We start from the raw sequence: 11,229 nt of genomic DNA, 5'->3' as shown, positions 1-11,229 counted from the left end.
CTGCGAGCAGGCTGCCGTTATGGGCGCGTCCTGTCGCTGCCAGCTCAAGGGCGCTGCCGTGATCTACTGAAGTTCGCACGACCGGCAAACCAAGGGTTACATTGACCGCTGTTCCAAAACCCGCGTACTTCAATACCGGCAATCCCTGGTCGTGATACATGGCGACATAACTGTCGATGCCACTTTTATGCATGTCGGCAAACATGGTGTCAGCGGAAAAGGGACCGCGTATGTCCATCCCAGTCGCCCGCAGTGCGTTTATAGCAGGTGTGATTTCGCTGATTTCTTCTGTCCCAAGATGCCCGCCCTCGCCTGCATGTGGGTTCAATCCGGCAACAGCAATAACAGGATGCGACACGCCAAAGTCTCGCTGCAAGTGATGATGAACAAGAGTTAAAACCCGCTCGAGGTGTGCGCGTTTTATATGGCTTGCAACCTGATGCAGGGGCATGTGGGTGGTGACAAGCGCCACACGCATCACCTCACAGACCAGCATCATCACTACCTGTGGTGCCGCGCACTGCTCGGCAAAATACTCCGTATGGCCGGTAAAGGGAAAACCACCATCGTTAATAACGCCTTTATGAACGGGAGCGGTACAAACGCCGGAAAATTCACCTGTCATACAACCTGAAGCCGCAGCTGAGAGCAGTTCGAGGACGTATTTCGCATTACGCGGGTCAAGTACACCTGGCTGCACTGGAGCGGCACACGGAATATGCATGACCGTAAGACGTTCTGGCGCTGGAATCACCGGCTCATCTGCACGATAAGGAACACATTCAACCGTAAGATGAAGCGCGCGGGCGCGCTCCAGAAGCATATCCTTGTCTGCTGCAACTACAAGTGGCTTTGGGTATCCGGCAAGCGTCAAACAAAGATCTGGACCTATTCCTGCCGGCTCGCCACTCGTAACGAGCAGCGGCTTCATGCCAGTGCCTTATCGAGAATTTTGACATACGCATCGGCACGCAAATGTTGTTGCCAGTTTTGCACGGCTTCGTTAAATTTACGCTGATGCAGCAGTTGTCGCACCTGCTGACGTTTGAAATTTGCCGTATCATCTTCAATCTTGCGCTCCAGAACCTCTGCAAGGTGCCAGCCAAAACGGCTTTTGAACGGTTTGCTGATTTTTCCTGGCGCAAGTTTATCCATTACTTTCTCAAATTCCGGCACCATCTCACCCGATGTTACCCAGCCTAAATCCCCGCCCTTCACGGCACTTGCTGCATCAAGAGAATAGTGCTGAGCCAGTTTTGCGAAATCTTTTCCGGACTGAAGCTGTTGGTAGAGATTATTTATCTGACGGCGGGCTTCCTCGGTGGTCATGCGCGCATCCTGTTTGAGTAGAATGTGCCGCACATGCGTTTTAGTAACCTGATGGTTCTCCGGTCTGCCACTGGTGGAGGCAAGTTTTATCAGTTGAAAACCGTTCCCGGTGCGAAGTGGCCCCGCGACTTCCCCCACTTTAAGCCGTACCACTTCTTTCGCAAACACTTCGGGCAGCTCTGTCAGATGCCTCTCACCAAGGTCGCCCCCTTCAAGCGCATATTCGCCACTTGATTCAGCAATCGCAAGTGTCTCAAAATTTTCCCCTTTACGGAGCTTCGCCACTAAATCAAGCGCTTTCCTGCGTGCCTTTTCTATCTGCGCCGGCGTGGGTTCTTCCGGCAATGGAATTACTATATTCTGGAGCCTGAAAAGCTGGTCTGACCTGTCCGGCTCCCAGGAGGTCTGAAGATAATCCTCTACCTGCTGGCTGGTGATGTTGATGTCCTTGCCAACCGCCTTTTGCTGCAGGCGACTCATTAGGATTTCCTTGCGGATATTCTCGCGATACGATGCCCAGTCCATACCCTGTGACGCCAGCGCCTCACGCAGTTGCGTGATATTCAGATGATTCGATTCAGCAATTTTGCTGATGGTATCATTCAGCTCGGCATTGTCGATGGTTAACCCGTTCTGTTTGGCAATCTGCAGCTGTAAATCGACATCGATAAGGTGTTGCAGCACCTGCCTGCGAAGGACATTGAGCGGCGGAACCTGCATGTGACGCGCCTCAATCTGTTTGCGTGTCGCTTCTACCTGCGCATCCAGCTCGCTGGACGTTATCACCGCATCGTTGACAACCGCCACCACGCTGTCAAGCGGTTGCGCCTGTGCCATCACACAAAATACTGACAACACAACCGTCCAACTTTTCAATCGCCGAAACATGCATCTTCCCCCATTCAGGTATTAGTACACAAAATACAAGCAACCTGGTTAATTGTAAACTGCCGGCATCATCCATTATGGAATTTATCACGATAACCCGTAATATACGTACGGATAGCGCTCGCCGGATCACTGCTGGAAACCGAGCCCAGCCCCTTAAGCAGAAATTGTACGAATACATGGTTATTGTACTGAGGCCGCTGGACGCTGTTCAGGTTGCTGAACGTGCGCCCCCCCATTAAACGCATCGCCCAGCAGCAGTTATCATACTCAAGCCCCAGAAAAGTCAGCATGTCATATCCCTTGCTGATGTTGTAGCCATAAGCGCCGAGACTGTTCCAGCGGTCTGTCAGCGGCCACGCCCAGGAGAAACTGGCCTGGTTCAGGTTGTTGTCTTCAATAGGACTGTTCGCGACCTGGGTGATATCACCGTTTACAAGGAAGGTATATCCAAGATTAACCAGACGGTTATCAGCCGTCTGATAATGGAGGTTGAAGCTTGCATTGTTGGTGGTATTAAAACCCGTATCCCAGACATAACCGCCATTGACACTCAAAACCGGATTCAGGCGAAGCATGCCCGTTGTCGCAAAAGGCGAGGTGCTGGTAAAGGGCGAAGTATAACCAAGAATGTGTGGATTATCTTCGCATTCCCCGGTCTTTGACTGGCAAAGCTGCACCCGGCGCGTACTGAAGTACCGAATCTGGCCAATGCCTACACTGGCCTTCTCAAGGCCTGATGCATCGGAAAGCAGGCGCGAGGTCACGCCCCAGGCAAGCTGGTTGGCATCGGCAACCCGGTCAAATCCTGAGAAACGGTTATCCCTAAAGAGCTGTTGAGTCGTAAAAATCATGTAGCCGGAATCGTACACCGGAATTTCCGCCTGATTCCTGAACGGTACATACAGATAATACAGACGTGGCTCCAGCGTCTGCGTGAAGGATTGACCAAAAAGCTGGCTCGGTCGCTCGAAAAACAGTCCATTATCCAGACTGAGGCGCGGGATAAACCGGTCAAAATGCTGCGTGGGAACGGTGCCGTTTTTTGTAACTTCATAATAGTTGGTAATCACATCTACTGATGGCGTGGTGTAGCCCCACGGCCGTGACAGGGGCAGGGCAAGGCTCGGATTCAGATAATAGCGTGGCCCCTGATTGACAGACTGCTCTTCATCCGGCCAGCGGAACTGGTCAAACTGTCCGCGGATGTTAAAGACCAGGTTCATGGGAAGGTCGCTGTAGTTACCAAGTGCCAGAAGCTCCGGCAGGCGTTCGTAAATTTGCGAGACCGGCGTCTGGTTGACAGGCTGCAGCGTCTGGAAGCTTTGCACCATCCCGCGCAGCAGCCAGTGATCCGTTGTATAGGCGACATCCCCCTGACGCAGCAGCTGACGCTCGGTCAGTACGGAAAGGTTTGTGCTGAAATCCTGCAGGTAATAGTCGTCTGATACGTCCTGATATTGCAGATGCATCCGCAGATTATCGGTAAAATGGGTTTCATTATTGAGGAAAAATGACCAGCGGTTGGTTGACAGGCCATCAAGCTCTGGATAATTCGGCTGGTTTATGTCAAGAAAATGTGCAAATGCTCTATCACGGGGTAAAAAATCCCCTCCGATGATACCGGTGGATGACGGCAGAAGGTAGCGGAAATTTCCCCCCATCATCACGCCACGCTCAGAATAAAGATGTGGAAACAGTGTCGCATCATAATTAGGAGCGAGGTTAAGATAGAGCGGCAGGGTCAGGTCAAATCCATTGACGTTTGAATAGCCGGTCATTGGCATCAGAAAACCGGTTTTACGTTCTTTGGTGGTGGGAAAAGACATCCACGGCGTATAAAGAAGCGGCACTCCACCGACTCGCAGGCGCGCATTACGGGCCACCCCCTGAGATTTGGCATTGTTAATATCAATGTTTTCCGCCTCAATGGCCCATGAGCGGTCTTCAGGTGCGCAGGTTGTCCAGGTAGCACGCCGCATGCGATAGTCACTGTTGGCAAAACGCTCAACGAACGCGGCACGCCCCCATGCCGGGAGAGCCTCCTCGGGGCGCGTTGGGTCAAAACGGTAGAGCACCTCTTCAACCCGGCCCGATTTGTCCTGCGGATTCAACGTGGCGCGGCGCGCTATCATCAACCGACCCGGCTCCTGGTAACGTACGTTGCCGAGAAGAACAACACGGTTAATGTCGTGGGTTTTCGCATCACGATAGAGCCATGCGGTATCGGCGCTGACAATACGGGTACTTTCGTGCACCTCTACGGCACCGGTCAGTTTTGATGCGCCCTCGTTACGAAAAGAAACCGCATCAGCCGTGATTTCAATGGTGTCTGGCGGTTGCGGCTTGACGACCAGCGGCGTATACGAACCCGCACAGGACTGAGATTGCCGGGCGGCATCATTCTGCCAGCCAAGGCAACGCGCCACACTCATGCGCACAGGCTTTGTCAGCTCGGTATCGCGCGCAATCACGCATGCCTTAACGACTTCAACCGTCTCTTTGTCAGAATTGGAGCCGCCAGCTCCCATGAGCAAACCCGCTACCAGAACCATGCTGCCTGTCAGCGTGTAATACCGCCAGTTGTTCACTGCCACAGAAACACCCTATAATCTTCGCAAATCCCTGCGTCTCCGTTATGGGGAACGCGCACCCGGCTTACGCATGCATCTTGAGCACATAAGCCAGAAGAAGGCAGGAAGTATATCATGCAAAACCGTGAAGACACACTACGGCAATGGCTCATTGAGACGCTCTCGACGAACGACCTGACGTTTGCGCCGCTCACAGGCGATGCGAGCTTCAGACGCTACTTCCGCGTCAACTGTCGGGGAAGTAGCTACATGGCAATGGACGCGCCGCCACAACGTGAGGCGCTAATGCCTTTTCTGTCGATTGCCGCCCTGCTGCATCAGGGTGGCGTTCGAGCGCCGCTCATCCATGCCAGCGACACCCAACAGGGGTTTGCACTGCTGGAAGATTTCGGCGATACCCTGATGCTCTCGGTACTGAACGCTTCCAATGTTGACACCCTGTACGCTGCGGCCTTTGATATTCTCCATCGCCTGCAGACGATTAACGCCTCGATGCTTGAAATTCCTGTCTTTGACAGCGCTTTGTTGCTGCAGGAGCTTGCGCTCTTTCGCGACTGGTTTGTCACTAAACTGCTAAAGCGCACGCTTTCAAGCGAGGAAAACCTGCTCATTACGCAAACCTTCCAAACCCTCGCGAACGCAGTCAGCCGCCAGCCGCGCGTGTTGACGCACCGCGACTATCATTCACGCAATCTAATGGTACTGGCAACGGAGAGCTCACAGCCGGAACTCGGTGTCATTGACTTCCAGGACATGGTCTATGGCCCATGGACGTATGATGCCGTGTCGCTGCTCAAAGATTGCTACATCCAGTGGCCTTTGGAACAGGTGGAAAGTTTAGCCTTGGCGTATTACGCAGGCCTTCCCGAGGCGCTGAAAACATCAGAATCAGTTTTCCTGAAGGACTTCGCGCTTTGTGGTCTGCAACGCCATCTGAAAGTGCTTGGTATTTTTTCGCGTCTCAGCCTGCGTGACAACAAGCCGCGCTATCTCAGCGACTTGCCGCTCGTGCTTGACTATACGCTGGCCGCACTTGAGGGTATGGACGAATTTTCAGACTTTTACCGCTGGATGCGAACGGAGATTCATCTGCCATGAAGACTGCCATGCTGCTTGCTGCCGGACGCGGCGAGCGTCTGAAGCCTCTGACAAACCACCTGCCCAAGGCCTTGTGCGAAGTTGGGGGCAAACCGTTAATTGTCTGGCATGTTGAACGCCTGCGCCTTGCGGGATTTTCGCATCTTGTCGTTAACCATGCGTGGCTCGGCGGACAGATTCGTGCCTGTCTTGGAAATGGGCAGCGTTTTGGCGTAGAGATTGACTATGCGCCCGAACCCCCGGGCGGACTTGAAACGGGTGGCGGGATTTATAACGCACGCCATTTACTGGGAAGCGCGCCTTTTATAACGGTTAATGCCGATATTTTTACAGATTTCCCTTTTGAAACGCTGACATTATCTGAAGATGCGCTGGTAAAACTTGTGCTCGTTGACAATCCCCTTCATAACGCTGACGGGGATTTCGGCCTCCTTAAGGATGGACGCGTAAGCAACCGGGAACGGCGCTTCACGGCAGCGGGCATCACCTGCTACCACCCGAGTGTACTTGAGGCATTAAAGCCAGGACGGTATCGTATTGCACCGCTTTGGCGGGAACTCGCAGAACAAGGACTGGCATTTGGAATGATTCACAGAGGCATATGGACCGATATTGGCACCACGCAGCGCCTCATGGAGGCGCAGGTTCTGGTGTGAGGAGCCAGTAACTTACATGGACTGCGACTGGTTGGGGCGCACGTTTTGTTCTGGTGCCGGTTCTGGTGTGGCATTAACAGAGGGTTTTGCGCTGTCGACAGCAACTTTTGGTGCGGCCGCCGCTTTCTGTGCGGGCTGCTGATAATCATGCAGATACACACGGCCAAGGCTTACACCGCGCTGCTCAAGATCGCGCTTAACCCGGTTTTGCAGGATATCGCGCGCCTTATCTGGATTAACGCGTCGTTCATTACCCTCAGCGCCCACTTCTATAAAGCGTCCGTCCCGAAGGGTCATGCCACGGGATGCCATGGAAGCATCCACCTGCTTATCGAGTGCCGCAATTACGTTCTCCGGTAAGACGTCTCCTGTCTGCGACAACCAGACACGCTGATACTCTCCCTCGTTACTGACGGCAAAATGCGCCTGATAACCGGCACCGGGGTCAAGTTCGCTGCAGGCCTGAGTGGCGCGCAGGTTCATGGCCGATTCAGGTGATTCGCTAAACTGCGTTACCTGACCTGCCCAGTTATTAAATTTATTAACCATGTTACTGATGTATTCTTTGTCAAAACGACGCAGGGTCAGTTCTTCCTGCAAACGGACAACCGCATATTGTGCGGCTTCAGGACTGGAAGCCGTCTGAGGCAGCTTCATTCCCACCACTTCAGAAGTAAGCGGCGGTCGCACAATACCGCTGCCACGATGGGTTATGGGTAGAGCCATGGTAACACTCCGAATCAGTTATCCGCTGTTTTAATCATACCAGAGAATTTTTCAAGATGGAGGCTTCTTCAGGCGCCTAAACGTTAAGAGGATGTAAATCCTCTCAAGCCCCCCGCAGCGATGCCGCGAGGGAAGTCTAGTCTATGACTTACGCCTTGTCATCAAACGGCGATGGGTATTTACCAACACAGGACTGGAAGTGCATTTTCTTCATCGAAGCCGGCGTAAACTCATCAACAAGAATGGCATCCCAGCGCGCTTTTTCAACGTCAAGCAGCGCTTTTGCCTCGGCGGCGGAAAGTTTACCATCGGCCACTTTCGTGTTAAGAAACGCCTTGACATCCCACGCGCCCACGCGGCGCATTTCAGGAACCCTCTCATAAAGCCCTGCATTACGGATAATCTGCTGGAGCGCATGTTCCATTCTGTCGAGGGGCTGTTCGGGATTGCCAGACAAATAGGCGTCCTTTATGAGGCGGTTACGATAGCTGTTATTGCCCATCATGGCTTTTGCAAGTTTTGCCTCAAGCCTGTCGCCGGGAACGCGCATGCGCTGTCCATAGGGAAACGCGATAAAACGCGCCAATATTCCAAGCGGGCGAACCGGAAATTCCCGGCAGAACGCAAGCATGGCCTTTTCAGCATGGTGGAAGCAATATTGCAGCGCCCAATGCGCATGCAGTGATTCTTCAGCATCGGCATTGTGTTCTTCAGCAACCCGAATGACCGCCATTGCCATGTACAGGTAAGACATGGCATCCGCAAGGCGGGCGGAAAGGCGTTCACGCCGCTTCAAATCACCGCCCAGCACAATCAATGCAAGATCAGCAATCCACGCGAAGGCTTCTGACAAACGGGACAGGTTCGAGTATGCGCTGCTGAAAGGTCCCGCAGGAACTTTGATAAAGCCACCACCTGTAAAGGCAGATGTGACTGTTTTGCCGAAATTTGTCATGAAGTAGCTGATGTGTCCCCAGATGGCCTTGCGAAATGCGGCCTTATCATCGCGTGCAATGGCATAAAACTCATCGCGGATAAACGGATGACACGCCATCGAGCCCTGACCAAAAATGAGCAGGTTGCGCGACATGATGTTGGCGCCTTCAACAGTAATGGAAATGGGAATGCTCTGATAAAGGCCAGTCGTATAGTTGCGGGGCCCGACCACTACAGCGCGCCCGCCATGAATATCCATGGCATTATTGATAACAATACGCGCAAACTCGGTATTAAAATACTTTGCAATAGCCGAAGCTACCGAGGGTTTTTTGTGTTCGTTAACGGCCGCAACGGTCAGGAGCCGGGTCGCGTTGATGAGATAATTAAGGCCGCCAATTTCAGCGAGTTTCTCTGCCACGCCCTCAAATTGGCCAATCTCAACCCCGAACTGACGACGGATGCGCGCAAACGCGCTGGTGGCGAGATACGATACGGTTGAGGTACCCGCTCCAAGAGCCGGCAGCGAAATCGAACGACCGATAGAAAGGCACTCTACCAGCATTTTCCAGCCGAGGCCCGCGTTTTTCTGCCCGCCGATAATACTGTCGATGGGAACCCAGAGGTCTTTCCCGCGCAGGGTTCCGTTCATGAAGGGCTGGTCGGCCGGCAAATGGCGGTTGCCAATTTCAAGACCTTTGGTGTCGCGGGGAATTAATAGACAGGTAATACCCTCACATCCCACACCTTCTAGCAGTTTGTCAGGGTCATGAAGTTGAACCGCAAGACCGACAAGCGTTGCTACAGGTGCCAGAGTTATCCAGCGTTTTTCAAGCGTAACCGAGAGCCCCAGTACCCGCTCGCCATTCACCTCGCGCGCCATCACAATGGCTTTAGACTGAATAGACGTGGCATCACTGCCGGCTGTTGGTTCAGTAAGTGCAAAGCAGGGAATCTCTTCGCCGCTGGCAAGGCGCGGCAACCAGCGCTGTTTTTGTTCTTCCGTACCGTAATAGCACAAGAGTTCACCTGGCCCCAGAGAGTTTGGCACCATGACAGTGACCGCCGCCGCGCCAGAACGGGTAGCAAGCTTCATCACCACCTCAGAGTGCGCGCGTGCCGAAAATCCAAGGCCGCCGTATTCCTTCGGAATAACCATGCCAAAAAAACGTTTTTCCTTCATGTATTGCCAGACATCCTCCGGCAGGTCATGGGACTGTCGGACCGACCACTCATCCACCATGGCGCAAAGCGTATTGGTTTCGTTATCCAGAAAGGCCTGCTCTTCCTCCGTGAGTGTTGTGCGCACCTTTTGCAGACGCTCCCAGTCGAGGCTGGCGGTAAATATATCCTGCTCAAGCCAGGTATCCCCCGCGTTGAGGGCTTCTTCTTCCGTGCTCGAGAGTTTAGGAACGGATTTTCGTGCGTGCTGAAACAGGCGGTCGGCAATCCACATGCGCAGCGGTTCTACATAGAGGACAGCGATAGTAATGACAATGCCACCCCAGAACAGCATATCGGTAAACGTAGAGGTTTTAGCAATAAAAGCCAGTGCCAGCAGCCAGAGAATAGAACCTGCGGTCCAGACATGCTTCCCCCACTGATTCGCAAGAACGGCAACGGTAAAGATAAACCAGATAAGAAACATTCCGAGTGTCAGCATCATTCCCTGTTCTCCCTGTCAATGGGGCATCAAAATCATTTATTAACAACAAGCTAAAGGCCGAGTATACTCGTTATAAAAGGGCATGGGAATAGCCACAGGAACCGCATGAACACTCGTCTGTTCTGGAACTTTGAAACAACGGGAACAGCCTTTGGCTTTCCGCCGAACACCGACCTGCCTAAAGGTTCGCTGCGCTGGGAAATGCGCTGGTTTTGGCCACACGACCGCCCCATTCTTCTGCAGGGGCTTGATGCATCCTTTCTGGAACTCACACAGTTTAAAACCAAACACCGTACTGATACTTACTATCTCCTCGATGACCTTCCGGCAAACCTCAAACGGCGCAACCATCGCCTTGTCTATAAGCCGCTCATTGCACGCGATGGCAACCTGTATGGGTATGGTAAAAAAATCAACCTGCATGAAGTGCCGCCTGACACCCCGCTGCCGGGTCTCGCGCACCTGCTGGCAGGCGAGCTCGTTCATCGGCGGGAAACGGCGCATCCGAGGCTTTTAATTACCAAAACGGCGCTCATCCGCGAATTCAGCATCCCCGCAGGCTGTCTGATGGAATTCACCCGCATCACGCACAATGGCGGCGTCTATTTCAGCTTCAGCATTGAATCGCGCAGCAAAACTGTGATTCATGCACTGGCCGCACACCTGCAGCCCGATGGCCTCTGCTGCGATTATCCAACGTTTCTGCGACAGACCTGGCCCTCATAATGCCATCATTTGCAAGCGCCCTCCTGCTTACGCTCGTCTTCAGCATACAACCCGCCATGGCCTTTGAATTCTGCGACCGCAACGCGCTGCCCGCCCCCTGGGACAGGCTGCTCACGGCACCGCTCCTGACGCCGGGACTCGCACGTTTTTACGCGCGTTCACCGCGTATTGAACGGTTGCTGGAGGTGCACAGTACCTCGACCGGGCTACTGGCGCGCGCCATTCGGATGGTGGTGGATGTAAAAGGCAGGCCCAATGAAAAACGGATAATTGAAGCGGCATTGATTGTCATTAATCTTAGCGCTCTGCCGGCAGGCGTACGTGAAGGGGTTTTACAGACCGACCTCCCCTTTGGAGCGCTTCTCGAGCGTGAACGTGTACAGGTACAGAGTAAGGGGCGTCAGTATTTTAAGCTCTCCTGCAGCCCGCTCTTTGTATGGCTGCTTGACTGCTCGCCTGACGCCGTCTTTTACGGACGCACCCACCTCCTCGTTGATGCCGCTACCCGCACCTGGCTTGCCCGGGTCATGGAAGTGGTACCTGTTAAGACTGCTCAATAAAAGCACACCACCTTGTCAGAGTGGCTGACGGACACTACTCTGTTGATATA

The 11,229-nt window shown here is 53.4% G+C and carries 9 protein-coding genes (1 of these 9 cut by a window edge); 4 read left to right on the top strand and 5 right to left on the bottom strand.

The annotated features are described in order from the left end of the window. The 3 genes from pdxA to E4T54_RS07375 all read right to left on the bottom strand — a co-directional run. A protein-coding gene (pdxA, locus tag E4T54_RS07385; RefSeq protein ID WP_028387237.1) for a 4-hydroxythreonine-4-phosphate dehydrogenase PdxA crosses the window boundary here: on the bottom strand, positions 1 to 931 show its 5' portion. Its footprint begins 56 nt before the window's first position; 931 of the gene's 987 nt are visible here — the first part of the coding sequence; it begins with the start codon at positions 929 to 931; its stop codon lies off the left edge, out of view. Continuing rightward, positions 928 to 2,217 carry a peptidylprolyl isomerase gene (locus E4T54_RS07380; protein ID WP_028387238.1) on the bottom strand — a complete coding sequence of 430 codons (1,290 nt, stop codon included), beginning with the start codon at positions 2,215 to 2,217 and terminating at the stop codon, positions 928 to 930. The genes pdxA and E4T54_RS07380 overlap by 4 nt, the downstream gene beginning before the upstream one ends. Before the next feature lie 68 nt (positions 2,218 to 2,285). After that, positions 2,286 to 4,814: an LPS-assembly protein LptD gene (locus E4T54_RS07375; RefSeq protein ID WP_238582808.1), complete on the bottom strand. Its 2,529-nt coding sequence runs from the start codon at positions 4,812 to 4,814 to the stop codon at positions 2,286 to 2,288. Positions 4,815 to 4,925: 111 nt separating this feature from the next. Here E4T54_RS07375 and E4T54_RS07370 point away from each other — a divergent pair, with 111 nt between their 5' ends. Beyond that, positions 4,926 to 5,909 carry an aminoglycoside phosphotransferase family protein gene (locus E4T54_RS07370; RefSeq protein ID WP_028387239.1) on the top strand — a complete coding sequence of 328 codons (984 nt, stop codon included), beginning with the start codon at positions 4,926 to 4,928 and terminating at the stop codon, positions 5,907 to 5,909. Next, on the top strand, positions 5,906 to 6,565 hold the full coding sequence (murU, locus tag E4T54_RS07365) for an N-acetylmuramate alpha-1-phosphate uridylyltransferase MurU (protein ID WP_028387240.1): 660 nt from the start codon (positions 5,906 to 5,908) through the stop codon (positions 6,563 to 6,565). Before E4T54_RS07370 ends, murU begins: the two co-directional genes overlap by 4 nt. A gap of 12 nt (positions 6,566 to 6,577) precedes the next feature. Here the strand turns inward: murU and E4T54_RS07360 are convergent, their stop codons facing one another. Both E4T54_RS07360 and E4T54_RS07355 read right to left on the bottom strand, forming a co-directional pair. Further along, positions 6,578 to 7,291: a hypothetical protein gene (locus E4T54_RS07360; RefSeq protein ID WP_028387241.1), complete on the bottom strand. Its 714-nt coding sequence runs from the start codon at positions 7,289 to 7,291 to the stop codon at positions 6,578 to 6,580. A 148-nt stretch (positions 7,292 to 7,439) separates the two neighbouring features. Continuing rightward, a complete protein-coding gene (locus E4T54_RS07355) occupies positions 7,440 to 9,887 on the bottom strand; it encodes an acyl-CoA dehydrogenase (protein ID WP_028387242.1) in 2,448 nt (815 codons plus the stop codon). 111 nt (positions 9,888 to 9,998) lie between these two features. Here E4T54_RS07355 and E4T54_RS07350 point away from each other — a divergent pair, with 111 nt between their 5' ends. Together E4T54_RS07350 and E4T54_RS07345 are read left to right on the top strand one after the other, a co-directional pair. After that, entirely contained in the window at positions 9,999 to 10,619 is a 621-nt protein-coding gene (locus tag E4T54_RS07350; RefSeq protein WP_028387243.1) for a hypothetical protein, read from the top strand. Then, positions 10,619 to 11,179: a hypothetical protein gene (locus tag E4T54_RS07345; protein WP_028387244.1), complete on the top strand. Its 561-nt coding sequence runs from the start codon at positions 10,619 to 10,621 to the stop codon at positions 11,177 to 11,179. The genes E4T54_RS07350 and E4T54_RS07345 overlap by 1 nt, the downstream gene beginning before the upstream one ends. Positions 11,180 to 11,229: the final 50 nt, after the last annotated feature.

The sequence above is a fragment of the Legionella geestiana genome (genome assembly GCF_004571195.1).
Lineage (GTDB): Bacteria > Pseudomonadota > Gammaproteobacteria > Legionellales > Legionellaceae > Legionella_B > Legionella_B geestiana.
Note: the sequence above shows the minus strand (reverse complement) of the source record. Positions and strands in the feature narration are given on the sequence as shown.

Excerpts from the sequence above, each read along its gene's own strand:
- E4T54_RS07370 (WP_028387239.1), top strand. The coding sequence starts at position 4,926 with ATGCAAAACCGTGAAGACACACTACGGCAATGGCTCATTGAGACGCTC.
- E4T54_RS07350 (WP_028387243.1), top strand. The coding sequence starts at position 9,999 with ATGAACACTCGTCTGTTCTGGAACTTTGAAACAACGGGAACAGCCTTT.
- E4T54_RS07380 (WP_028387238.1), bottom strand. The coding sequence starts at position 2,217 with ATGTTTCGGCGATTGAAAAGTTGGACGGTTGTGTTGTCAGTATTTTGT.
- murU (WP_028387240.1), top strand. The coding sequence starts at position 5,906 with ATGAAGACTGCCATGCTGCTTGCTGCCGGACGCGGCGAGCGTCTGAAG.
- E4T54_RS07345 (WP_028387244.1), top strand. The coding sequence starts at position 10,619 with ATGCCATCATTTGCAAGCGCCCTCCTGCTTACGCTCGTCTTCAGCATA.
- E4T54_RS07360 (WP_028387241.1), bottom strand. The coding sequence starts at position 7,291 with ATGGCTCTACCCATAACCCATCGTGGCAGCGGTATTGTGCGACCGCCG.